The 22941-nt window shown below is 55.3% G+C and carries 24 protein-coding genes and 1 pseudogene; 17 read left to right on the forward strand and 8 right to left on the reverse strand.

Going from position 1 to position 22941, the window contains the following annotated elements:
* Positions 1–154 precede the first annotated feature (154 nt).
* The 5 genes from M1136_08735 (at position 155) to M1136_08755 (ending at position 4611) form a co-directional block, all read left to right on the forward strand.
* Complete coding sequence (locus tag M1136_08735) at positions 155–1267, forward strand: hypothetical protein (GenBank protein MCL5075711.1); 1113 nt, start codon at positions 155–157, stop codon at positions 1265–1267.
* Positions 1251–1943, forward strand: a complete 693-nt coding sequence (locus M1136_08740; GenBank protein MCL5075712.1) for an SDR family oxidoreductase — start codon at positions 1251–1253, stop codon at positions 1941–1943. The genes M1136_08735 and M1136_08740 overlap by 17 nt, the downstream gene beginning before the upstream one ends.
* A gap of 14 nt (positions 1944–1957) precedes the next feature.
* Positions 1958–2719, forward strand: coding sequence for an SDR family oxidoreductase (locus M1136_08745; GenBank protein ID MCL5075713.1), 762 nt, complete (start codon positions 1958–1960; stop codon positions 2717–2719).
* Positions 2720–3096: 377 nt separating this feature from the next.
* Positions 3097–4173, forward strand: coding sequence for a tartrate dehydrogenase (locus M1136_08750; GenBank protein ID MCL5075714.1), 1077 nt, complete (start codon positions 3097–3099; stop codon positions 4171–4173).
* 225 nt (positions 4174–4398) lie between these two features.
* Complete coding sequence (locus tag M1136_08755; GenBank protein ID MCL5075715.1) at positions 4399–4611, forward strand: hypothetical protein; 213 nt, start codon at positions 4399–4401, stop codon at positions 4609–4611.
* 134 nt (positions 4612–4745) lie between these two features.
* Here M1136_08755 and M1136_08760 read toward each other — a convergent pair whose 3' ends face one another.
* Positions 4746–5042, reverse strand: a complete 297-nt coding sequence (locus M1136_08760) for a type II toxin-antitoxin system Phd/YefM family antitoxin (protein ID MCL5075716.1) — start codon at positions 5040–5042, stop codon at positions 4746–4748.
* Between the two features lie 460 nt (positions 5043–5502).
* Between M1136_08760 and M1136_08765 the strand changes: the two genes are divergently transcribed.
* From M1136_08765 to M1136_08815, 11 genes and pseudogenes are all read left to right on the forward strand, one after another.
* Positions 5503–6027: a GyrI-like domain-containing protein gene (locus M1136_08765; protein MCL5075717.1), complete on the forward strand. Its 525-nt coding sequence runs from the start codon at positions 5503–5505 to the stop codon at positions 6025–6027.
* Between the two features lie 198 nt (positions 6028–6225).
* On the forward strand, positions 6226–6489 hold the full coding sequence (locus M1136_08770; GenBank protein MCL5075718.1) for an AbrB/MazE/SpoVT family DNA-binding domain-containing protein: 264 nt from the start codon (positions 6226–6228) through the stop codon (positions 6487–6489).
* A 4-nt stretch (positions 6490–6493) separates the two neighbouring features.
* Positions 6494–6907 (forward strand): PIN domain-containing protein, encoded by a 414-nt coding sequence (locus tag M1136_08775; protein MCL5075719.1) that lies wholly within the window; start codon positions 6494–6496, stop codon positions 6905–6907.
* Between the two features lie 44 nt (positions 6908–6951).
* Positions 6952–7185, forward strand: coding sequence for a helix-turn-helix domain-containing protein (locus M1136_08780; protein ID MCL5075720.1), 234 nt, complete (start codon positions 6952–6954; stop codon positions 7183–7185).
* 6 nt (positions 7186–7191) lie between these two features.
* Positions 7192–9216 (forward strand): site-specific DNA-methyltransferase, encoded by a 2025-nt coding sequence (locus M1136_08785; protein MCL5075721.1) that lies wholly within the window; start codon positions 7192–7194, stop codon positions 9214–9216.
* A 90-nt stretch (positions 9217–9306) separates the two neighbouring features.
* Positions 9307–9666, forward strand: coding sequence for a hypothetical protein (locus tag M1136_08790; GenBank protein MCL5075722.1), 360 nt, complete (start codon positions 9307–9309; stop codon positions 9664–9666).
* 17 nt (positions 9667–9683) lie between these two features.
* Positions 9684–9903: pseudogene (locus M1136_08795) on the forward strand (type II toxin-antitoxin system HicB family antitoxin).
* A gap of 70 nt (positions 9904–9973) precedes the next feature.
* Positions 9974–10549 (forward strand): winged helix-turn-helix domain-containing protein, encoded by a 576-nt coding sequence (locus M1136_08800; protein MCL5075723.1) that lies wholly within the window; start codon positions 9974–9976, stop codon positions 10547–10549.
* A complete protein-coding gene (locus M1136_08805) occupies positions 10546–13434 on the forward strand; it encodes a DEAD/DEAH box helicase family protein (protein MCL5075724.1) in 2889 nt (962 codons plus the stop codon). Before M1136_08800 ends, M1136_08805 begins: the two co-directional genes overlap by 4 nt.
* A 244-nt stretch (positions 13435–13678) precedes the next feature.
* The gene (locus tag M1136_08810; GenBank protein MCL5075725.1) at positions 13679–13975 is read left to right on the forward strand and encodes a GIY-YIG nuclease family protein; all 297 of its coding nucleotides are present in this window, start codon (positions 13679–13681) and stop codon (positions 13973–13975) included.
* 54 nt (positions 13976–14029) lie between these two features.
* Entirely contained in the window at positions 14030–14875 is an 846-nt protein-coding gene (locus M1136_08815; GenBank protein MCL5075726.1) for a hypothetical protein, read from the forward strand.
* Positions 14876–15331: 456 nt separating this feature from the next.
* Here the strand turns inward: M1136_08815 and M1136_08820 are convergent, their stop codons facing one another.
* From M1136_08820 to M1136_08850, 7 genes are all read right to left on the reverse strand, one after another.
* Positions 15332–15721, reverse strand: a complete 390-nt coding sequence (locus M1136_08820) for a hypothetical protein (protein MCL5075727.1) — start codon at positions 15719–15721, stop codon at positions 15332–15334.
* A complete protein-coding gene (locus M1136_08825; GenBank protein MCL5075728.1) occupies positions 15718–17826 on the reverse strand; it encodes a YfhO family protein in 2109 nt (702 codons plus the stop codon). The genes M1136_08820 and M1136_08825 overlap by 4 nt, the downstream gene beginning before the upstream one ends.
* Entirely contained in the window at positions 17823–19190 is a 1368-nt protein-coding gene (locus M1136_08830) for a glycosyltransferase family 4 protein (protein MCL5075729.1), read from the reverse strand. Before M1136_08830 ends, M1136_08825 begins: the two co-directional genes overlap by 4 nt.
* A 28-nt stretch (positions 19191–19218) precedes the next feature.
* The gene (locus tag M1136_08835) at positions 19219–20595 is read right to left on the reverse strand and encodes a B12-binding domain-containing radical SAM protein (GenBank protein ID MCL5075730.1); all 1377 of its coding nucleotides are present in this window, start codon (positions 20593–20595) and stop codon (positions 19219–19221) included.
* On the reverse strand, positions 20592–21452 hold the full coding sequence (locus M1136_08840; GenBank protein ID MCL5075731.1) for a class I SAM-dependent methyltransferase: 861 nt from the start codon (positions 21450–21452) through the stop codon (positions 20592–20594). The genes M1136_08835 and M1136_08840 overlap by 4 nt, the downstream gene beginning before the upstream one ends.
* A gap of 257 nt (positions 21453–21709) precedes the next feature.
* A complete protein-coding gene (locus tag M1136_08845) occupies positions 21710–22105 on the reverse strand; it encodes a type II toxin-antitoxin system VapC family toxin (GenBank protein MCL5075732.1) in 396 nt (131 codons plus the stop codon).
* On the reverse strand, positions 22105–22377 hold the full coding sequence (locus tag M1136_08850) for a hypothetical protein (protein MCL5075733.1): 273 nt from the start codon (positions 22375–22377) through the stop codon (positions 22105–22107). The genes M1136_08845 and M1136_08850 overlap by 1 nt, the downstream gene beginning before the upstream one ends.
* 327 nt (positions 22378–22704) lie before the next feature.
* Here M1136_08850 and M1136_08855 point away from each other — a divergent pair, with 327 nt between their 5' ends.
* A complete protein-coding gene (locus M1136_08855; GenBank protein MCL5075734.1) occupies positions 22705–22941 on the forward strand; it encodes a hypothetical protein in 237 nt (78 codons plus the stop codon).

The following is a 22941-nucleotide window of genomic DNA, read 5'->3' on the forward strand; positions in this document are numbered from 1 at the left end:
ACTGTTGACTAGCGGGGGTTCCAAGGGGGTGCAGCCCTTTTGGCAGGGGTCTGGGGATGCGCCCCAGAGTGCAAAAAGCCCGCAGGGCCACCTTGAACCCCCTGCGGGGGTTTGGGGGAAACGTTCAACGTATACGAAGGAGAGGGGATTCTGCATGGAAGATAGGGTTAACCTTTCGGTAGAGATCGCTGGCCATAAGCTGCGCAATCCACTGATTTTGACGGAGGGACCGCTTTCCGGTAGAGCGGAACTGATCCGCCGGGCCGCTAAGCACCGGTTGGGGGCGATAACGACTAAGGGCATTCGCCCGGCGAGGGCGATCTCCCCTAGCCCCTACATGGCCAAGATGGGAAAGGCGTTATTAAATGCCGACTGGTCCGATATTGGCTTCGAGCAGTGGCGCCAGGAGATTCGCTCGCTGGACATTGATGTGCCCCTGATCGTCAGCATCGCCAAAAACTATATCACTCCCCAGATGGCAGCTGAATTTGCTGAAACCCTGGCCGCCGAAGGGGCGGATATGATCACCCTTTGTGATTATAACGTCGAGGAGCTGATCGAAGCCGTCCGCCTGGCCCGTCCGCGCTTGAAAGTGCCCCTCCTGGTCAAGCTGGTGCCCTTCATACCGAACCTGGAGGAGGTCTTAAAGCGCTTACAAGGGTACGGTATCGATGCTCTAGCGGCCATGGATGCGGTGGGGCCGGGCTTGCAGATTGATATCGATACGGGCTTGCCAGCCCTGGGCAGCGAGGATGGGGCTGGTTACCTCTCCGGCGCGGCCATCAAGCCGCTGACTTTGTGGTACATCTATGAGATCTCCCGCTTCATGGATATACCGGTCATAGCTGTGGGTGGGGTAAGTACCTATGAGGATGTCATCGAGATGATTATGGCTGGGGCCACGGGGGTTGGCATTTGCACCGCCGCTCTTCTGAATGGACTGGAGGTCTTCGATAAGATTACGGCCGACCTGGTCAAGTACCTGGAAGGGAGAGGGGTCAAGGATATAAATGAATGGCGCGGCTTGACTCGTAAGAGGGTCAGAGAACGGCAGGTGCTCTACGAGGCTAGGCCTGTCGTGGATATGGAAAGATGCAGCCTATGCCGGCTATGTTTGCGTTCTTGCTTCGAGGGGGCGCTCAGTGTTCAAGGGGAGGCTTTGGTCATAGATTGGGCTAAGTGTGCCGCTTGTGGACTTTGTATCAGTGTCTGCAACCGGGGTGCTCTGCAACTTGCTGGGGTAGTGGGGAGTGAAGCTCGAGGATAGGGTAGCCATCATCACCGGGGCGGGGAAGGGAATCGGTCGGGCCATCGCCCTCGCCTTCGCCAAGGAAGGGGCCCATATTGTGGCCGTCGCCCGCACAGCAGCCGATGTGAAACGGGTAGCTGAAGAGGTTGAGGGTTTGTCACGCGCAGCTCTTCCCCTTGTGGCCGATGTCGCTGTGGAGGAGCAGGTCAAGGGGATGGTTCAGGATGCTCTTGCTCGGTTCGGCCGCATAGATATTCTGGTCAATAACGCCGGCATCGGCTTGCGCAAGCCCCTTCTCGAGACGTGTCTGGAGGAGTGGGATGCGGTGCTGAACATCAATCTGAGGAGCATCTTCCTTTGCTGTCGGGCGGTCTTACCGCATATGATCGCCCAGCGACGGGGCAAGGTCATTAACATCGCTTCCCGGGCGGGCCGGCGGGGCGAAGCTGGCCTGGGGGCTTATTGTGCCTCCAAGTTCGGCGTGATCGGCTTGACGGAGGTGTTGGCCCTGGAGATGAAGGACTACTGCATCAACGTTAACGCCATCTGCCCCGGGCTGGTGGGTACGGAAAGGATAAAGGGAATGTATCCTGGTGTATCCCGCTGGCTCGAACCTGAGGACGTCGCCGCCGTGGCCGTCTTCCTGGCGGCGGATGATACACGGGCGATCAGTGGGACGGCTATCGATATATGAGTAGGAGATTAGAGATGCGTTTGAAGGATAAAGTGGCCATAATCACTGGGGCTGGTTCCGGTATTGGCCGGGCTACGGCTCTGCTCTTTGCTCGGGAAGGGGCGAAGGTGGTAGTGGCCGATCTCGCCCAGGTGATGGGCGAGGAGACGGTCAGGGCTATCCGAGGGGAGGGTGGTGAAGCCATCTTCGTCCAGGTGGACGTATCCAGGGCAGCTGATGCGGAGCGGATGGTCGGGGCAGCCATCGCGTCCTATGGCCGATTGGATATTCTTTTCAATAATGCCGGAATCAATCTGCTCGGCCGCGTGACGGAGACAACAGAAGAGGATTGGGATAAGGTTATAGCTGTGAACCTTAAGGGCGTTTTCCTTTGTTCTAAATATGCCCTTCTGGAGATGATCAAGCAGGGGAGTGGGGTGATCATTAATGCCTCCTCTGCGGCTGGCATCGTTGGGCTACGCAACCTGGCCGCCTATACGGCCTCCAAGGGCGGTGTTCTCCAGCTTACCAAGAACATGGCGCTGGACTATGCTCCGTACAATATAAGGATTAATGCCCTCTGCCCAGGCGTGATTGAGACGCCGATGACTGAGCAGGTCATCGAGAGCCAGGCGGATCCAGCGGAGGCACGTCGTTTTTATGAAAGAAATCGTCCTCTAGGGCGGATGGGACGGCCCGAGGAGGTGGCCTACGCTGCCCTCTATCTGGCCTCCGCTGAAGCAAGTTACGTTACTGGAGCTGCCCTACCGGTCGACGGCGGCTATACGGCCCAATAGGCGAGCACTGTTTCTCCCACTGGTGTGCTGAGGAGGTCTGCCTGCGCCTGCGGCAAGCGGGGGTTTGGAGTATTCCCAATTTTACTCCCCCCTTATCCCAGCAGGAGAAGGGGGGTGGGGGATGAGGGCGTCTCCCCCCAAGCGGGGGGCAAGCCCCCGCGCTACATCCTCTAACCCCCCTTCTCCCGCGGAGCGGGAGAAGGGGGGTGGGGGGATGAGGGCATCTTCCCATAAAAGAGAAGGGGGAGGTCAAGGAGGGCGCAGCCTCCTTGGAGGGTTCTAGGGCTCCGCCCTAGCCTCTAACCCCCCTTCTCCCGCTCCGCGGGAGAAGGGGGTAGGGGGGATGAGGGCACTAGTAAATCTAAACGAGGCAAAAAATGCGCGAATATCGTATAGCTGTAATCCCAGGCGATGGTATCGGGAAAGAAGTCGTTCCCGCCGCCGTCAAGGTTTTGGAGCTAGCCAGTCAGATTGATAATGGGTTCCGTCTGCATTTTGACTACTTCCCCTGGGGCTGCGAATACTATTCGACCGAGGGTGAGATGATGCCCAAGGATGGGCTGCGGATCCTGGAGGGGTACGAGGCCATCTATTTGGGAGCCATCGGTTTCCCCTCCGTTCCCGATCATATCTCGCTCTGGGGGTTGCTCTTGCCCATCCGCAAAAGCTTCAATCAATATGTGAACCTGCGACCGATCAAGCTCCTGCCGGGCGTTCGGGGTCCCTTGCGCGATAAAGGGCCCGAGGACATTGATTTCATCTGCGTCCGCGAGAACACGGAGGGCGAGTACGCCGGGGTTGGAGGCCGCGTACATGTCGGCACACCCTACGAGGTGGCCATTCAAACGAACGTCTTCACTCGCCATGCTGTGGAGAGGGTGATACGCTACGCCTTTGAATTGGCCAAGGGACGCCCTAAAAAGAGAGTTACCAGCGTGACCAAGTCCAACGCCTGTCAATACAGCATGGTCTTCTGGGATGAGGTTTTCCAGGAGGTGTCCCAGGAATATGGGGAGATAACCACAGAGAAGTGGCATATCGATGCCATGGCCGCCCGCTTTGTTACCAAGCCGGAGAGCCTTGACGTCGTTGTCGCCTCCAATCTCTTTGCTGATATACTGACCGATCTGGGGGGAGCGCTCCAGGGCAGCCTGGGGCTGGCGGCCAGCGCCAATCTGAACCCGGAGCGGCGCTACCCCTCGATGTTTGAGCCGGTGCATGGGTCAGCACCTGACATCGCCGGTAAGGGGATCGCCAATCCGATCGCCACTATCTGGTCGGGGGCGATGATGTTGGAGTTCCTCGGTGAGAAGGCGATGAGCGAGGTGGTGATGAGAGCCCTGATGGCCGTGACGGGGAAAGGCAAATGTCTGACCCCGGACCTGGGCGGCTCGGCCAGCACTGCTGAGGTTGCCAGCGAAGTACAACACCAAATACAGCGTCTGGCTTCTTGATCCGCAGCTGTCACACAAGGGGGTTCCGGAGGCACAGCTTGGTAAGGGTCTTTCAGATGTGCCCAGTGTGCAAAAAGCCCGCAGGGCTACCTTCAGTCCCTGCGGGGGTTTAGGGGAGATATCCAACACCCTGTTTCACCCTTCCCGGAGAGCATAGCACGAGTGAGACGGTTAGTTGCTGCGCTTGCCTGATTGGTAGAGCTTGAGGTTGGGGATGCGGGAGAAGTGCTGATCGCGGCTAACGATTGTGAGATTGTGGGCAAGGGCCGTAGCGGCAATCCAGAGGTCATTATCAGGAATGAGCAGCCCTTGGGCGCGAAGATCGGTGCGTGTCTGGCCGTACTAGCGGGCGACGGTAAGGTCTGGGGCGATAAGGTCGACGGCCTGGGTGAAGTCATCGAGTTGGGTGATGCGTCGAGGGGAATCGGGCTTGGTTAGCAAGCCTTCGTAAATTTCACCCCAGGTGATAACACTTAGGGCAATACCCTTATCGGCCAACTCACTAATAAGATGGACGGCGTTGGCTCTTCCATTGAGAAAGCTAATTGCCCAGTCGGCGTCCAGGAGATACTTCATAGTTTGATGGGAGCGCTGGGTGGAGCCTCATGGCGAGCCTTATACAGATCGTCGATCATCCGATCCGCGTCCAGGTCACTCCAGACACCCGCAAGGTCTAGCAACTTGTTCTTGTGGCGTTTGCTTTTTGGTATTGGCGCTGCCTCGGTATAATCTTCGGGATTAATCACAACAGCAAGAGGTTCCCCCTCTCGTTCGATAAGCCTAGGGGTCTTATCAGTGTGGACATCCTCAAGGATACGTACGAGGTTCGTGTTTGGTCCAAGCCGTACCCGCTTTAGTTCTCTGGCCATAATATTCACCCCCTCTACGGGACAATGGAAGTATACCAGAGGGGAGAAAACTAGTCAAGCAGACAGGTAGCATTAGCGCTAAGCTTGCAGGTATCGTCCGCGTGGAACTAAAGGAAGATCGCTGAATATAGCTATTATGGCGACTAAGATACAAACAATCACTTATATGACCAATGTATTCTTATGTTAACCTGCTTCCTATTTCTGAGGGTTGAGGTGGATGAGCAAAGGATTGACCTTTGTAATATTGACGTGCTACTGTTGTGAGAGCGAAAGGCTCAAATGTTCGGGGACATAGGGGGCATAGCTTATGCCTGTGCTTGATACTTATCTGAATGTAGCTGAGGCGGCTGCCATTCTGGGCGTCCACTGGGTGGCAGGAGTTAGGGGGAGATATTCAATGCTCTCGTAGCTGTCATTTGGCGGTATCACTATACTGGCTCGGCAAAGGAGGTATCAGATGACACCACGAAAATCATCTAAGACAGAGCCCCAAATATTGGAGATTCCATCGCAAAGGATGGCCGTGGTCCGTGCTAAGGGCGCCCCGGACAAGGTCTTCTCTGAGGTCCTGCCGGCGCTCTACAGTTCAGTTTATACACTAAAGTTTGACCTCAAGAAGAAGGGAACGCCCACTTTCAAGGTCAGCCCTCCCCGCGCCCGCTATCCTGATGCTCACCTAGTGCCCAAAGAGGAGTGGACTCATATCATAGGCTTACCCATTCCTGAAGATACAACTTCTTTACCCCAGAAGGTGCCTAATGTTGAGGTCAAGATTGAGACTTGGGAATATGGCACCGTAGCCCAGATACTTCACCTGGGACCTTATGACCAGGAGTATCCCACTGTTGAGCGCTTACATAAGTTCATTGAAGAGAACAGTTACGAGATAGCTGGTATGCACGAAGAGGAATACCTCACTCGCCCCGAAGCCAAAGTCTCCAAGACTATTATCAGGTATCCGGTGAGGAAAATAAGGCGTTAGAATAGGAAACTCTTGGGGTACCCTGAGTGAAGGGGACTGGGGTGAAGCTTTTTAAGCCCATTAAGGTTGGTTCCCTGGAGCTCAAGAAGAGACCAGCGAACAACGGGGGTTCCAAAACGGGGCAGGGCCTTTGGCAATCAAGTAATTATATGGTAAAATTATATTACACAAGTTGTACAATAATTAGGAAGTACGAACATGAAAGAGCTTGTCAGTAGTGTTAGTCCCAAAGGTCAAATCACTATCCCGGTGGAGATAAGAAAGCTCCTCGGAGTAAAACCGAAGGATAAGGTGGTCTTTAAAGTAGAAGAAGGGGAGGGGGTGAAAATTGCTCCCTTGGGATCCCGTCTTGAAACCAGCTTTAAAGCCGTACCGCCCCTTAAACAACCCCTCACCCTGAGGGAGATGTCTGACATTGCCGGAGGGGAACAGGCCCAAGAGGCGGCCAGAGAAGGCTTATAAAACTATGGCGGTGGAGTTTCTCGACACCAACCTTATCATCCGCTACCTCACTCAAGATAACCCTGAACAGGCAGAGAGGGCCTATCGCATTCTCCAACAATTAGAGGCTGGAACACTGACTGTAACTACTTCCGAGGCCATCATCATCGAGGCAGTCCAGATTCTTTCCTCTAAGGCTCTGTATAACCTTCCCAGACAAGATATTAGAACCCACCTAACTACCATCATCGCCCTTAGAGGCTTGAAGTTACCCAATAAGAGAGTCTATCTTCGAGCCTTAGACCTTTATGTTTCCACCAATCTCGACTTTATTGATGCCCTCAACGTAGCTCATATGGAACGAGCCAAGATCGATACCATTTTGAGTTTTGACCGAGACTTTGACCACATAAAGGGTATCATCCGGCGGGAGCCGTAATCAAGATAGCGCTAACAAAACAGGCTTAAAGCGAGGTGTGAGTTATGCCCCTTCTTGACAGTTACTACAAGGTTCCAGAGGCAGCCATCTATCTGAGAGTCCGCCCGGAGACAGTAAAACGCCTTTGCCAGCGGGGGCGCATCCCCGCCGAGAAGGTTCACAATACCTGGCTCATTCAGAAAGAGAAGCTGGAGGAGTTCGCCGCGACCTACCGCAATCCGAGGCGTCTCAACGCTGGGGCATCCGCAGCCTCCTTGAAGCAGGATAGGGGGAGGTGAACTGTTATGGCCAGAAAACGACCTCCGAGTGGCGACCCCGACCGGGTCCGTGACTACCGATACGAGGAGGCTAAACGCAAGAACAATCCTGAAGTTGGGCTGGGCAAATATGAGCATGCGCTGCGAGAGCAGCGCAGGTATGAGTATGATCCCCACCTCAGCCCCACCCTGGTCTGGGCGGGCAAGGCCGAGCGCCAGTCCTTTGAGGTGCCCACCGTCTCCCTTCATATCCACGAGCGCATCTCCACCCGCGCTATCATCCACGCCGCCGAACGTCCGGAGAAGCAGCTCTCCCTTTTCGCCGACCCCCAGCTCCCTATGGACAAGCGGGTGGAGTTCTACCAGCATGAGATGAACTGGGCCAACCGCCTCATCCTGGGCGATTCCCTGCTGGTGGCGAACTCCCTGCTCCAGCGGGAGGGCATGGTGGGCAAGGCGCAGATGATCTATGTGGACCCGCCCTACGGCATCTCCTACAGCTCCAACTTCCAGCCCACGGTGCACCAGCGGGATGTAAAGGACGGACAGGACGCCAGCCTGACCCGGGAGGTGATGCAGATAAAAGCCTTCCGGGATACCTGGACTCTGGGCATCCACTCCTACCTTACCTATCTGCGGGACCGCCTGCTGCTCTGCCGTGACTTGCTGGCCGAAAGCGGCTCCATCTTCGTCCAGATCGGCGACGAGAACCTGCATCTGGTGCGGGCACTGATGGATGAGGTGTTTCAAAAGGAGAACTTCGTTGGCGTTATCGTTTTTCGTAAATCAGGAAGTCAAACTGCCGAATATATTCCAGGCATATGCGACTATCTTATTTGGTATGCGAAAAGGAAAGATGAACTAAAATATCGGCAATTATTTGTTCCCAAGGATTTGGCCACTTCAGATGAGTTTCAAGAGGTCGAGTTGCCAGACGGAACACGACGAAGGTTAACACATGGAGAGAGGATGGGCTATGCACCCCTTCCTCAAGGTGCCAGAGTATTCAAATCTACTGATCTTCAGTCCCGGACAGGCTCTGAAGCCAGCCGACAGCCGTTTCAGTTTGCAGGTAAAGTTTGGCATCCAAGGGAGGGGGGCTGGAGAACAAACCCTTCAGGCCTGCAGAGATTAGCGGAAGCTGGTAGGCTTTTGCCGGAACGCACGGCGCTACGCTACATCCAATATCTTGAGGACTCTCCCGGTTCCTATTTGACCAACTTATGGTCCGACATGATGGGACAGCCAGAAAGGCAGTTCGCTGTTCAAACGAACACAAAGGTTGTCCAGCGCTGTATCCTCATGACCACCGACCCCGGCGACCTGGTGTTTGACCCCACCTGCGGCTCGGGAACCACGGCTTATGTGGCGGAGCAGTGGGGCAGGCGCTGGATCACCTGCGATACCTCAAGGGTGGCCCTGACCCTGGCCCGCCAGCGACTGCTCACCGCCACCTTCCCCTACTATGAGCTGGCCCACCCGGAGGAAGGTGTCTCCTCCGGTTTCAGGTATAAGATGGTGCCCCACATCACCTTGAAGTCCATCGCCCAGAACGAGCCGCCTCAGCAGGAGACCCTCTATGACCAGCCCTATGTGGACCGGAGCAAGGTGCGGGTGTCTGGGCCCTTCACTGTCGAGGCCATCCCAGCCCCAACCGTGGATACCCCCGAAGAGGCCGCTGTGCCCCCTAAAGAGGAACCAGTAGCCGTAGGCCCAACGGCTGACCCCGCTGGGAGCTACATCTCCAACATGATGGAGCTGCTGCGCCGGGACGGGCTTACCTTCCCCCAGGGCAAGAAGCTAACTCTTCAGAATGTGCGACCCTTAACCTCCAAGGTGCTCCACGCCGAGGCTGAAGCCCAGGAGAATGGGAAGTCGGTTCGGGTAGCCGTGTTCTTCGGCCCGCCTTTTGGGCCCGTGGATGCCAACCAGGTGCGCCAGGCGATAGAGGCTGCCGAATGGCATGATCGGCTAATCGTGGCCGGCTACAGCTTTGACTCCGAGGTGCAGGCCTTCCTCCAGAAGAGTCCTCACCCCCGCCTCAAGACCTAGATAGCCTACATCCGCCCCGACACCCAGACCGGAGACCTGCTCAAGACCACCGCCTCCAGCCAGATATTCACCGTCTTTGGCCAGCCCGATGTGCGCATAGAGGCTCAGAAGGACGGAACCTACACGGTGGAGCTGCGGGGGGTGGATATTTACAACCCCTTCACTGGCAATGTGGAATCTACGGATGGGCGGGATGTGGCTGCCTGGTTCCTGGACCAGGACTACGACGGCGCCACCTTCTATGTATGCCAAGCCTTCTTCCCCGGAGGCGATAGCAATCCCTGGGAGCGCCTGGAGCGCTCGCTGCGGGGCATCGTTGACCCGGATAAGCTGGAGGCACTGCGCGGCACCGTATCGCTTCCCTTCAAGCCTGGGCCTAACCATCGCATCGCAGTGAAGGTGGTAGACATCTTCGGGAACGAGATCGTGAGCGTAAAGCGGCTGGAATAGTCCATCAGAAGGCAACTATGGAAAGACATCACTATACAGTTATATTGGAGCGGGAGGAGGACGGGGGCTATCATGCCTTCTGCCCCTAAAGGATGTCATACTCAGGGCGATGCCCTGGAGGAAGCCCTGTCCAATGTCCACGAGGCGATAGGGGCATACCTGGAGAGCCTTCAGAAGCATGGCGAGGCTGTGCCAGTGGAGGACATCCTGATCAAGCCGGTTGAGGTCGCCCTTTGAGTCCAAAGCTCCCCGTGGTCAAGGCCAGGGAGGTGGTTCTGGTGCTGCCTGTGCGTGAAAGGAGGTGACCATGGATGGGAATGAAGTAAACGTTGCCTTTGATATCCTTCTAGAAGAGATTGAGATGGTGGCAAACGGCCTTAACGAAGCCGGGTCCGAGGCCTTCAAGAGTGGGCAATATGATAGGGCAAGAGAAGTCATTGAAATGGCAACGCGGCTGTCCGATTTCCGGGGCAGGGTTAAGACGCTCCAGCAGGAATGGGCGAGGCTCTTTGCTGCCCGAATCCCATCTAGACTCGCGAAGAGGATACGTCGGCGCCCTGTAGAGCGTCTTTCGCGGGGTCTGCGCACCGGGGAGGACGCGTATCGTCTTCCAATTTTAGAAACGCTTGTGGAACTAGGAGGGAGGTGCTCTGTAGGCGAAGTTCTCGACCGAGTCGCGGTTAAGATGAAGGGCATTTTTAATGAGTATGACTATCAGCCCCTTCCTTCGAGCCCCAAAACGGCACGGTGGCGGAATAGCGCTCAGTGGTGTCGTAACACCCTTGTAAGGGAGACCCTTATGAAGGCTGATTCCCCTTCGGGTATTTGGGAGATTTCTGAGGCAGGACGAAAACTAATTTCTCAGCACACCAAAATGCCATGAGCAGCGCTGTTGACAACCCCATTATCAATAATGCCTTTGAGGAGCCAACCCGCTGGTGGGACTTCCCCGCTGGGCAGCCTACCCTGCAGGCGGGACGGCGGCCTGCGGGCTACTACCGCCGTCTCCTGCGCACCCGCGCTCGCACCGAGGGCAGGGCTTTGGCCGTTGAGGAGTTCACCGAGCTGAAGGAAGTCAACCGCATGCGTGAGCGAGTGAAGAGCTGGCGGGAGCACGGCTACCCTGGTGTCACCCGCACTACCAGGGACCTGCTCCACCACTGGCGGCGGGACGAGCGAGAGCGACGGCTTTTCTTCTGCCAGCTTGAAGCTGCGGAGACCATAATCTGGCTGGTGGAGGCCTCTCCTGCCGAGCGCCAGGGCATTGACATCCCCAGGGATGAAGGACTGAGGCGCTACGCCTGCAAGATGGCGACGGGCAGTGGCAAGACGGTGGTGATGGCGATGCTCATTGCCTGGTCGGTGCTCAATAAGCTCCAGAACCGCCAGGACACCCGCTTCTCCGATGCTGTCCTGGTGGTCTGCCCCAATCTCACTGTCAAGGAGCGGCTCCAGGTCTTGTTCCCCACCAATGAGGACAACTACTATGCCAAGTTTGACTTGGTGCCGCGTTCGCTGCTGCCCGCCCTGTCCGGCGGCAAGTATCTGATTACTAACTGGCACGCCTTTGCTCCCAACGATGAGCCAGAGCCAGGAGAGGAGAGCCCCAGGTATCGGAAGGTGCTCCGACGGGGAAAGGAGAGCAATAACGCCTTCTGCAATCGTGTTCTGGCTGACCTGGGTGGAAAGGGAAACATCCTGGTCCTGAATGATGAAGCTCACCATTGTTATCGCCCTGCCCCACTGGAGGAGAACTCAAAACAGGGACGCCTATCTGCCACAGAGGGCCTGACCAGGAAAGAAGCAGCGGAGGAGTGGGAGCGGGCCACCCGCTGGGTGCAGGCCCTGGATCGCATCAACGCTACCCGTGGGATCAATTTTTGCGTGGACCTATCCGCCACTCCCTACTACATCAAAGGCAGCGGCTACGAAGAGGGACGGCCTCTCCCCTGGATTGTCTCTGACTTCGGACTGGTGGACGCCATTGAGTCGGGCATAGTCAAAATTTCCCGTATCCCGGTGGACGATGACTCTGGGCGCCCAATCCCAGCCTACTTTCACATCTGGAAATGGATCATGGAGCAGCTCCCTCTCTCAGAGCGGGAGAGGGGAAAACGCCACGCCAAGCCGGAGTCAGTGCTTCAGCACGCCGATGGTGCGCTTCAGATGCTCGCCGGGCGCTGGAAGCTAACCTTTGATGAATACCGAAAGCAGGGGGCTCCGGTGCCACCTGTCCTTATCGCAGCCTGCCAGGACACCGGACTTTCCGAGCTTGTCCACGAATACATTGCCCAAGGTAAGGTTCTGCACGAGCTACGCAACCTCCCCAGAGAAGAGCGAGCTATCCGCATTGACACCAAGCTCCTGGAGGAAGCGGAGAGCCATACTGAAGCCACTCCCGTCTTGGTTTTGGGTGAAGAAGGTGAGGAAGCCATTAGTGGCCCGAAGCTCACAAAAGAGAGACAGGCGGAATTGCTTCGGGAGAAGGTAGCCACCATTGGCAAGCAAGGTAAACCAGGGGAACAGGTGCGTTGTGTGGTCTCCGTCGGCATGCTCAACGAGGGGTGGGATGCTCAGAACGTGACCCAGGTCTTTGGTCTACGCGCCTTTGACTCACAGCTATTGTGCGAGCAAGTAATGGGCCGGGGGCTTAGGCGTACTCAGTATGACGACCTCACCGTACCTGAGTATGTGGATGTGTATGGCATCCCCTTTGAGGTGATACCCGTCCAGAAGGGCAAAATCAGCACTCCTCCTGAGGTGCGTCCGACCACCCTGGTGAAAGCGCTTCCCGAGCGGGAGAAGGACTATGAGATTGCCTTCCCACGAGTCGAAGGCTACGTCTTCGATGTGCGCTACCGCGTCACCGCCGATGTAGCGGCTATTCCTGAGATGGAACTGACGCCCAGCACTGATCCTACCGAAGTCATGGTCAAGAATGCCAACGGCTATCGGATGGCCCGTCCCGACCAGCTTGGCCCGGGGGATGTCATCGTGCATGACCGCTCAGAGTTCTATCGCGGCCAAAGGCTCCAGGCGACCATGTATGACATGGCCAGCCAGATAACCCACCGGTTGGTTCCTGATAGGAAAGACGGTGAACAGGTTGATGTGAAGCGGCGCCTGCTCTTTCCCCAGGTGCTGAGAATAGTCCAGGAATATCTGGAGACTCGGGTAAAACGATACGCTGTGCCTCTGGAGGAAGTCGGCTTGCTGCGCTACCGCCAGCGTGTGGTAGAGAGGCTACAGCAGGCTATCAGACCCGATACAACGGCAGGAGAGCAGCCCCTGCTGCCGGTCATTGAACGCTTCCGCCCCATCGGCTCTACACGCGACGTGCTCTTCCGCACCAGCCGCGTATGTCACGGCACGGGGAAGAGCCATATCAGCCACGTCGTAGTAGATACAGCGGCCTGGGAGCATACCGTAGCCTTTGCTCTGGAGCGCCTTGATTACGTCCTCTCCTACGCCCGAAACGACCACCTGGATTTCACCATACCTTATGAGTTCGATGGGCAGAGTCATTACTACATCCCAGACTTCTTGGTTCGTGTGCGGTGTGAGAATAACACAGTGGTCAATGTGATTTTGGAAGTGAAGGGGTTTGAGAGTGAAAGGGATAGGGCAAAGGAAGCAGCAGCCCAGCGGTGGGCATCGGCGGTTAATCATCATGGCGAGTTTGGGAAATGGATGCTGCTTGTGTGTCGAGACCCGCGGAAGCTAAATGAGATGTTGACAGGGCTACGTTCGTCAGCAAGTGCAGGATAGGAAACAATGTCCAGGCATAGAAGTCTGACCCTAAAGAAGCTCATCTTGAGATGTTCAAGCTTGTTGTTGGTAGATTAGACAAGGGCCGAATCGTGCCAGCACTTTGCAAAGAGGATAAGTCGGTGTGGGATGCCGTTGGTCTTGCATTCAAGGGGTGCTACTGTCTCCTTGGGAGAGACGATGGGGTTGTCCTTGAGCGTCAGAAGAAGAGTTTAAGTCCAGCTAACTAGAGGAGGAAAAGAGAATGGCAGGCAAGAGGTTCTCACGTTCACGAGACTTCAACGAGAGTAGCCTTGAAAAGGCCCCAAAAGGTAAGCCAGTTGTATACAAAATCAAGAATAGTGACGGCAACAACATCTACACTGGTAGCGCCAAAAGAGGCAGGGTGACAGAGCGCCTGAAGGAGCACTTGCCGGGTGGCCCCGACCCCATCAAGGGTGCCGTGACTTTCCAAGTGAAGCAAATGGGGTCCATCCAGGAGGCGCGGGCGGAAGAAAAGAAGATAATCGAAAAGGAAAACCCCAAACATAACAAGCAATAGTAGATAGAGATTGCTCACAGACTTGAAACCTGTTTTCAGTCGTAAGGAGGTATAATGTCATTTGGCATCGTTATAAAGGGGCCAGAAGGTCTCGTTCTTGCAGCTGAAAGCCGAGTAACCCTTGCAGCACAACAACCGCAAGGCCCTGCCATCCATGTGAATTTTGACAATGCAACCAAACTGCTTTCCTTCTCCCCTCCAAATATTGCTGTTGGGGCTGTCACTTATGGGCAGGCAGCCATTAGATTGAGAACAGCTCACAGTTTCATACCAGAATTTGAATCTGGTTTGCCACAAGAAAGACTAGCCATCCGGGACTTTGCTCAACGTATGAGTGATTTCTTTATGCAACAATGGCAATCCGCCATGCCACCAACCTATGATGGGCCAAACATGACTTTCGTGGTCGGTGGATTCAACGAGGGAGAACCCTATGGGAGAGTTTTTCTATTCGACATACCGCGAAATCCCCCACCTGTGGAACAGCACCTTGCCACCGATGTTTTTGGAATAACCTGGGGAGGGCAGCGCGAGTTTGTTGATCGTCTCATACAAGGCTATGATCATAGATTAGTGGATATCGTAACCCGGGCCCTCAATTTGCAGGCCGCACAAGCACAGGGGCTACTGCAAGCCCTAGGCCAGCTGCAGATGGCACTACCTCTGGCAGCAATGCCTTTGCAGGATTGTGTAGACCTGGCAATCTTTTTTATAAGAACCACCATTAGTGCACAAAGGTTGACTGTTGGAATTAGGGGTTGCGGTGGTCCGATAGACGTGGCAACTATCACAAGGAGAGAGGGACTTAGATTCGTTCAGCGTAAACAAGTAATCGGAGAAATAGCGTCCGGCGGTGAAGGGTTTCAATCTGAAAGGGGGAGAGCAACATGGAATCCGTAAGGCATACGCGGCCGTTTGGCTACGCACATATTCCTGCTCTGTCTGATAATCAACTCACGGCAACATACCAGGCTGTAGGCTGGAGTGAACTGAGTAAAGAATTGACAATCTTAACCTATCCAACTTCTCCAGAAACGAACGAGCCGGTAGAACTTCCAAGCGTGACGCTTCCGGCATGGGGGTGATATTCCCTCAAACAAACATGTTTGTTCTCTTGCTGTCACCTGTGGTCGCAGCTAGAAATGCTCAAGTAGACATGCACTCGATTCTTGTGCGCCCCTTGAGACCCCTTAGCAGGAGAATCTTTACTCGATCCCACAGCAGTGTTCTCTGCGCCGTTAGCCCGGGGAGCCATGCAGCATTCGAACCTCCGACACCATGATTAAGAGTCAGGTGCGCTACCTCTGAGCCAATGGCCCCTTTGGACTGGGCGACTCGAAGGGATGACGGCGAAGGCTAGTCGGTGACCCGATAGGACTGGATGTACCAACGCCCCTCTTTCTTAACGAGGTAGAAATACATACGGTAAGTCCCCTCGGCGCTATCTGCCTGGACGATGATCGTCTGCGCCTCTGGATCAAGGGAGGGCAGATCGCTCCACTGTAAGCGCAGCTGGGCTTGATGCATAACGGCGATCAGTTTGGGCTCCTGGATCTCGCGCAGTATGCCTCCACCGGTTACTGGATCATAGTAAGCTCTGGCTTGCTCCATCTTCCCCTCGGATATAGCATCGAGAAAGGCCTTCACCGTGTTCCTTGGTGCTTGGCTCTGGCAGGTAAGGGAAAGGAATAGTAGCAAGAGCGACAGGATGAGAAGTAGATATAAGGCCAGAACGAGCGTCCTCACCGCGGCTCCACCCGGAAGTCACGCAACCCGAACCACTCTGGTGGATCACTGTTATCCGGTATGGAGAGGTTGAGGACCTTGGGTTTGGGCACCGGGCCTTGCCCTATTTTGCTTGGTTGCAAAGCTAGATTCTTGACCGTTATCTCCTTGGGTGTGGGCGAGAGCTCTTCAATCTGGAGCAGGACATCGTTGTAAGAGATGGCCAGCCGACGGGGCTCCTCGAAGGTGCGGGCCGTGAAACGCAGGTTGATGGTGAGCGGATGGTCCAGCGTATTGAGCAGGTTGAGCTCCCCCTTGTTGCCTGTAGACCACCAGCCTATTTCAGGCTTCGCCTTCTCGCTGACGAGGTCCAGGCTGCGGGCGGGGGCGACGATCACCAGGGCGGGCGGTGCATGGAGCTCATAGACGGTGGTTGTCGGGAAATCTTTCACCAGAGTGAACTCCGGCCTGTTTTCTAGATTGGGCAGAGGGCCAGTAAGGATGTATTTTGCTTTATGAATCAGCACGTACTTGACCCCTAGATAGCTTAACACCCCTGGGGTAGCGACGTCGGTTATATCTTCAATGCTCGGCATAAGCATATCGGCGGTGCGACTCTTACCCTGTCCATTAACCATTGGCTTGTGGTGAATCCGTTGGGAGAATTGGTACTCCGGGGAAACGAATATATCGTTCATTGGATACTCGGCGATGCTGAACTGGCCAGGTTGGGAAGCCAACCAATAGTATACCTCTGGAACGCTGGTGGTGATGACGGTCAGGGGGATGTGCACGCTCTGCTCCATTAGAATAAGTGCGGTGATGAAGATGACGTTCAAATAGAGACGCCTTTGGCTAACGACCCCGGCCAGAGCATACTGGAAACCCAGTGCGGCCAGTATAGCTGCAGAGAGCATAACCAGTACCGAGAAACGAGCATACTCGCGAAACCATGGGGCTATGGGGTAGAGGAAGTAGCTGGGGGTCCAGATGGGGAGCTGCCCGAGCCCCGGCAGGGGAATATTAATGATAGGTGCCGCTGAGGTGAACAGACTGGCAGCGAACAGGAAAATGAAGAAGGAGAGGGCAAAATGGCGTTCCCTGTTTCCTGGGGACTGCTTCCTCCTTGGGAGCCATTTCCACAGCCCATAAATGGCCAGGATCAGCGTGATGTAACCAATGTACAGCCCATGGGCGAAATAGCCGCGCACCGGCTCCTCCGCATTCCATTGTGTCATATATTTACCGAAGAGGGGGTTATAAATGGGGGGCAACAAGTAGTCCACCAGTCGTGGGGCCAGCCCAACCACATCGCCAAAGGGGCGCGCAAAGCCATAGGGCAGGAGCTGCTTTGGGGTGGTGAGTACCGTTTGCAGCGTGGAAAAGGTGAAGGGCAGGATGATGGCCAGGCTTAGTAAAATGGCTGTAGCACCCACCTTCAACGTCTGGCGATCGAGATCAAGCCTCCTCTCGGTTATGTAGGCGTACCCCAGCCAGAAGAGAAGGAAGTAGAGTGTGCCTATGGCTACGATATAGCCGTTGATGTAACTCGATAGGAGGATGAAGGTGTAGAGGAGGGCAGCGATGATGGCGTTTCTATATGTCCGCTGTCCGTGCAGTTTCAGGAGAAAGAGGAAATAGAGCGGAATCCACTGCACGCTGGCCAGGGGTACCCAGGCGAAGGTCCGCCAGATGTGGTAGTTCGAAAACGAATAGATCACGCCGGCCACTAGGCTGGCGGCCTTGTTCTTGGTGATGTGATAACAAAGGTAATACATGATCATAGCTGAGAGGGGGAAGCTGATGAGCACCATGAAGTCGAAGGCGAAGACCTCGTTGGTGAGAATGGCCAGGGCTATCTCTGGGTAGAGAGTGAACCACTCCAGGGCGACGATATTGATCCCAAAGGGACTGGCTACTAAAGGACAGAAGGAGAAGGGCAGGTGGTTCAGGAAGGCGTATTTATACCACCAGATCGACCAGATGGCGGCCAGAGCATCGCCATGGAAGGCATACATCGCCCCTGGGGCCCGGGGCCGGGCGATGTAGGTCACAATGTAGGTAAGGAGGCAGTAAAAAAGAAAGATGAGGAGGTCTGTCCAGTGTCGTTTCGACCAGGTGATCATAGCAGTTCCCTGATCAGACTCATTTCCCGCTCGGCTACCCTGTCCCAATCGTAGGTGAGTACGACCTTATAAGCTTGTTCCGTCATGCTCTTCCTGAGGTCCTCATCTTGCAACAGGCGAACGATGGCCGTGGCAAATTGTTTGGTATCGCCCCTGGGTATAGGGTAAAGAGCGTCACCAAATATAGGGCGATAGGCTGGCAGGTCATAAGCGATGACCGGCAAGCGACAGGCCAGCGCTTCGGCCATAGCTATCCCCCAACCCTCTTCGTAGCTGGTCGAGAGGAAGACACGACTGGATTTCATCAGGCTATATACCTCGCTTTTGGGCAAAAACCCGGCTATGGTGATGTTCTCCTCCAACCCTCGCCGCTGGATCTCCCTCTTTAGCCTCTCCGTCCATTCCGCCGAGCCGGAGCCGATGATGAGCAGTCTGGCGGAGGGCATCTCCCTGACCACCATGTCCCAGATCTCGGGTAGGTCGAAGATGCCCTTGGAAGGGTTGAGCCGCCCCAGAAAACAACCCTCAGGTCCTCTTTTGGAGCGCGAGGTGGCCGCGTTGATCTCGGCCAGGCTTATCCCGGCCCCGACTACACAGAGCTTCTCTGGGGAAAAGCCAAGCCTCACCAGGCGCTCCTTCACCGCATGGTTCAAGAGAAAGACCCTATCAGCCAGGCGTTTGATTAAGACGAAGCTGAATCTTTGCAATACCCATGATACGACGCTCATTATAAACGTATTTCCTCTCCGCTTGAAGGGCGATTCGTTGAGATGGAAGATGGTGGCTACCCACCTGGTCTGTGGAAACTTGAGGCGGTGGTAGAAAGCGGGGATGGTATCGCAGAAGAAGTCGCCGGTGGTGTAAAGCACCTCTCCCCCAGCGGTTCTGATCAGGCGGCAGGACTTCAGAGCGCGGAGGAGATAGACCAAGGGCAACAGGAAGAGATAGCGAGAGTACAGACGATGTGCATCAATCAATGACCCTTTTAGGACATACATCTTTGAGGGTGAGATCTCTTCCTGGCATCGCCTGGCCGCTATCTCCGGCACTATGAGGGTTACCTCTGCCCCAGCCTGTTGCCAACGCCTGGCCAGTTCGACGAAGGCTCTATCGCCGCCGGAGGTGATTTCGGGTGTGAGCAGATGGACGGCTAAAATCGATAACTGAACGCCCTCATCCCCCCTACCCCCCTTCTCCCGTCCGGGAAGGACGGGAGAAGGGGGGAATTGGGGTTTGGGGATACCCCAAACCCTAGCAGAGGGGCTTTGCCCCTCTGCACTCCCCATGCGGTGGGGGAAGGGGAGATAGGGGCTGTGTCTCCAGGCTATCCTGGCGCTGGGGCTGTGCCCCCTCGGAACCCTCATTCTTCGATACCCTCTCCCTTTAGTTTCCTCAGGCAGGCCCAGCCCACCTGCACATTCTGTGGCGTAGCCAGTTCACTATGCGGCCCCTGATGGCCTTGAAGAGGAGTCCTCTGCCCCTGAGAGCGGTGAGGGTGTTCAGGTACTTGGCCAGTCTTATCTCCAGCCGAGAGAGGTGGGGGTGATTGAGCACAGAGTCCCAGGCGTAGGAGCCGACGCTGCTCCGTCTCTGCAGGTTGACCCAATTGTTGGCGTAACAGAGATCACCCAAGGCTGTGCCCTTAAAAGGGTAGAAGATGCTCGTCATAGCGAAGTCGGGCCCTATCTGGAAGTTCAGCCAGATCGTCCGCAGCAAACTAAGCCGCCCCTCATAGGGCAACCCCACCATATTGAATGACCAGGTTTGGATGCCCAGTCGCCTGGCTGTCTGAAAGGACTTGATTATGCTTTGGTTGGTCATCCGCCTGTTCAATACCGATCGTCTCAGCTGCTCATCGCCCGACTCTATTCCAAGCAGAAGCAGGTTACAGCCAGCGTTTTTGAGCATCCGTAGGGTCTTTGCGCTACAGGTCTCCGGCCTGGCTGCACAGTAGAAGGGAAAGCGGAAGCGGTGGGGGTATTTCTCGCAGAACTCCTCCAACCAGCGGGGAAAGAGGGTCAGATTATCATCGTGGAAACCGAGCGAGTCGAAGGTATATCTATTGGCGAGCCCCTCTATCTCCTGGAGCACGTTATCAACTGAGCGCATTCTTAAGTATTTGTGTTTGTTGGGATATAGTTGTTTAATATAGTAATTTGAGCAATAGGTACAGTCATAGGGACAGCCCCGGCTGGCTATCAGTTTCACGTTTCGGTCCCCCTCTCCCCCCATCTCTAGATGCCTCTGGTAATCCAGCATCTCCCTGTCGGGGAAGGGCAGCTCATCGAGATCCTCAATCAACGGACGGATAGGATTCTGGTAGACTTGTCCGTCTTTTTTTACCCACAGGTTTGGGGTGCTGGTCGTATCCTCTTCCCGCTCCATTCTGGTGACCAGCTCCAGTAGGGGATATTCCCCTTCCCCCCGACAAACGATATCTATGGAGTTATGTCGAATCGCCTCTTGGGGGACGAGTGTAGCGTGATACCCGCCGACGATGATGGGGAGGTTGTACTGAGTCTTTAGGTAGTCGGCGAGCTCCCTGATCCAGTCGAAGCTCGTCTCATAGGCGGTGAAGCCGACCAGATGAGGTCGGAAGATCTCGATAGCCTTACGGACGTCTGCCCAATGTGTAGCGTTCAGGCGTCTCTGGACCACCAATTCTAGCAAGGCTGTTTGGTGTCCGTATCTCTTCAGGAAGGCCGAGAGTGCTCCCAGCTGGATGGGGTAGGAGATATCCGGGCCGGGGTAGATGAATAATATGTTCACGTCTTATCCTCAGAGGCGGGAGCGTCGGACTTACCCCATTTCCTGGCCACCAGGAACGTTGAGCCTTGGTTATCTGTATTCCCTTTCGCCTCCAGATGGCTCAGTCCCAGGAGCAGAGGGAAACATAATTGCTTATATATGGCCAACGCCCCTAGGCGACGCTCATAAAAGGTCTTATTGTCCCCTTTTATCTTACCTAAAAGCAGATTAAGGGCGGTAATGAAGGCATAAAAGTAGCGATTGATAGTGGTGAAGCGGGGATACATGGGGAGGGCTTGTTCGATGGCGAAGCCGCTTTCCCGCAGGAGTCCCTCTAGCGCCTGGCGCATGTAGTGGCGCAGATGTCCGTAGGCTTCCTTATAGTCTGGGTGATACGGTCTATAGGGGACACGGACGATCAACTCGCCTCCCTCTGGCAGGACCCGGGCCATCTCAGTCAGGGCGGCCTGGTCGTTTTCCAGATGTTCCAGAACATCCAGACAGAGCACAACGTTTACCTTACTCTCCTCAAATGGTAGATGAAGGGTATCGGCTTGTAGGAAGTGTATGCCAGAGTGGCTTAGGCGGCGAGCGCGGCTGATCGAGTCGTGGGAGATATCGCAGCCACAGACCAGATTGTCCTTCAAGTCCAGGCTGTTGATCACCGCTCCTGTTCCGCAGCCGACGTCGACGATAACCTTGTTCCTGATGTTTTGCAGGTGCTCCTGAATTGGTTTCCTGATGAGGTAGGGCCCGATGTCGTGAGAGATGACCATCCAGTCGCGATCGTCGAAGAAGCGCTCATAAAAGGGTTGCCCTTGGGTGAGGCGCATTCTACGCTTCCGATACCAGAGCTCAATCTTTTCAATAAGCGACATTTGGCCCTCTCTATTGGAGCTCAGGGTCCCCAAAACTAGCCTTGGGAGAAACGTAACCAAGGAATATTATGGCCCAGATATACTTAGGAGTCGCCGTACAGATGCCCCTCAGAGGGACAGTTTCTAGTGAGGAGTCTCTCAGCCCAGTATTCCTTGTGGCCTCTGGCTCCATTGTTATCTGCTTTCTCCGGCTTGAGCCTCATCCTCCCCACTCTGGGGTAGCAGTTTGCCTATATCACTGTTTTTGGAAATGGTTATCAATTGGCCCGGAGTAGCGGCAGGACCGTCACTTCCGGCATGGGATAATCATCTTTATTACCCGTAATAAGGCTAGCTTGGTGGGCCTGGGCGGTGGCTGCCACTAGGGTATCGGTAGTGGAAAGGGTTACTCCCTGCCGGGCATAGGTATAGCGCCACTCCCCTGCTTGTCTGGCTACCTCTTGGGTGGTAGCCAAAAACTGGCAAGCTTGGAGTAGTCTTTGGACCTTGTCGCGGTCTTTCGGTCTTACTCCGGCGTAAACCTCGGCGATTACCACGTCGCAGACGCATAACAGGCCACCACGCTGGTGCAGATCCTGGACGAGCGCCACCGAGGTCGGAATGCCCACTAAGTAATCAATTATTGCATCGGTATCGAGTAAGTATCGCACCATTAGTTCCTTCGACCGCTCATTCTGCGTGCCAGCCGGGAGTCGTCTTCTTTCCGGCCGGAGCGTACCCAAGCCGAGATCTTCGCAACGCTTTCCCATTCAGGGTAGTCGACGACATTCAGGACTCCCACCGACTCCCGCAGGGCTGTAGATAGTGTTTCGCGGGCCAACCTCTCCCGGATGGCCAGCTCAATGAAGCGACTTCTTTTTCGTTTGCCCGCTATCCGGTCTATCTCCTTCATTAGTTCCTCTGGTATGAAGATATGAGTTCGCATTGGCATCTCCTCCACTTATATCCCACTACAGAGCACACTGATAGTACCACTAATAGATGCTATTGTCAAGTTACCGAATTAAATCAGGTCGAATATCTCCTCAAACCCCTGCAAGGGCTTCAAGGCGGACCTGTGGGCTTTTTGTGCTCTGGGGCACATCCGAAAGACCCTTGGAACCACATTCTTTGGCCCTCCCAAAGTAGTACCTGACAAGTGGGAGGGGGCAGTGCTATAATGTTAACAACAGGGCGCTAAGATCCCTGCCAAACGGACTTGCCCGAAGCGATTTCACTATTCCGCAGCAGCAAGCTCCAGAGAGGAGGCGTGATGGCAGCGGATGCCTACCAGCGGGAAGCAGCGGCTCCAGGTGAGGGGACAGTCCCTCCCGGCCTCCCGATGGGCCCAGCCATTCCCCCGTTGAACGTGACCGGCTTGGTGGTGACCAAAGCCGACCTCGTCAAAGCGCTGCGGATATACGTCCCCCAACTGTTCGATATCACCTCGCTGGACGATGGGCGTTTCCTGCTGAGCCTGACCCCACTTACCCCAGAGGGGAATAAATAA

This window comes from Chloroflexota bacterium (assembly GCA_023475225.1).
Lineage (GTDB): Bacteria > Chloroflexota > UBA6077 > FW602-bin22 > JAMCVK01 > JAMCVK01.

Excerpts from the sequence above, each read along its gene's own strand:
- M1136_08735 (MCL5075711.1), top strand. The coding sequence starts at position 155 with ATGGAAGATAGGGTTAACCTTTCGGTAGAGATCGCTGGCCATAAGCTG.
- M1136_08745 (MCL5075713.1), top strand. The coding sequence starts at position 1,958 with ATGCGTTTGAAGGATAAAGTGGCCATAATCACTGGGGCTGGTTCCGGT.
- M1136_08750 (MCL5075714.1), top strand. The coding sequence starts at position 3,097 with ATGCGCGAATATCGTATAGCTGTAATCCCAGGCGATGGTATCGGGAAA.
- M1136_08760 (MCL5075716.1), bottom strand. The coding sequence starts at position 5,042 with ATGGCCAGAGAACTAAAGCGGGTACGGCTTGGACCAAACACGAACCTC.
- M1136_08765 (MCL5075717.1), top strand. The coding sequence starts at position 5,503 with ATGACACCACGAAAATCATCTAAGACAGAGCCCCAAATATTGGAGATT.
- M1136_08770 (MCL5075718.1), top strand. The coding sequence starts at position 6,226 with ATGAAAGAGCTTGTCAGTAGTGTTAGTCCCAAAGGTCAAATCACTATC.
- M1136_08775 (MCL5075719.1), top strand. The coding sequence starts at position 6,494 with ATGGCGGTGGAGTTTCTCGACACCAACCTTATCATCCGCTACCTCACT.
- M1136_08780 (MCL5075720.1), top strand. The coding sequence starts at position 6,952 with ATGCCCCTTCTTGACAGTTACTACAAGGTTCCAGAGGCAGCCATCTAT.
- M1136_08785 (MCL5075721.1), top strand. The coding sequence starts at position 7,192 with ATGGCCAGAAAACGACCTCCGAGTGGCGACCCCGACCGGGTCCGTGAC.
- M1136_08800 (MCL5075723.1), top strand. The coding sequence starts at position 9,974 with ATGGATGGGAATGAAGTAAACGTTGCCTTTGATATCCTTCTAGAAGAG.
- M1136_08805 (MCL5075724.1), top strand. The coding sequence starts at position 10,546 with ATGAGCAGCGCTGTTGACAACCCCATTATCAATAATGCCTTTGAGGAG.
- M1136_08810 (MCL5075725.1), top strand. The coding sequence starts at position 13,679 with ATGGCAGGCAAGAGGTTCTCACGTTCACGAGACTTCAACGAGAGTAGC.
- M1136_08815 (MCL5075726.1), top strand. The coding sequence starts at position 14,030 with ATGTCATTTGGCATCGTTATAAAGGGGCCAGAAGGTCTCGTTCTTGCA.
- M1136_08825 (MCL5075728.1), bottom strand. The coding sequence starts at position 17,826 with ATGATCACCTGGTCGAAACGACACTGGACAGACCTCCTCATCTTTCTT.
- M1136_08830 (MCL5075729.1), bottom strand. The coding sequence starts at position 19,190 with ATGAGGGTTCCGAGGGGGCACAGCCCCAGCGCCAGGATAGCCTGGAGA.
- M1136_08840 (MCL5075731.1), bottom strand. The coding sequence starts at position 21,452 with ATGTCGCTTATTGAAAAGATTGAGCTCTGGTATCGGAAGCGTAGAATG.
- M1136_08845 (MCL5075732.1), bottom strand. The coding sequence starts at position 22,105 with ATGGTGCGATACTTACTCGATACCGATGCAATAATTGATTACTTAGTG.
- M1136_08850 (MCL5075733.1), bottom strand. The coding sequence starts at position 22,377 with ATGCGAACTCATATCTTCATACCAGAGGAACTAATGAAGGAGATAGAC.
- M1136_08855 (MCL5075734.1), top strand. The coding sequence starts at position 22,705 with ATGGCAGCGGATGCCTACCAGCGGGAAGCAGCGGCTCCAGGTGAGGGG.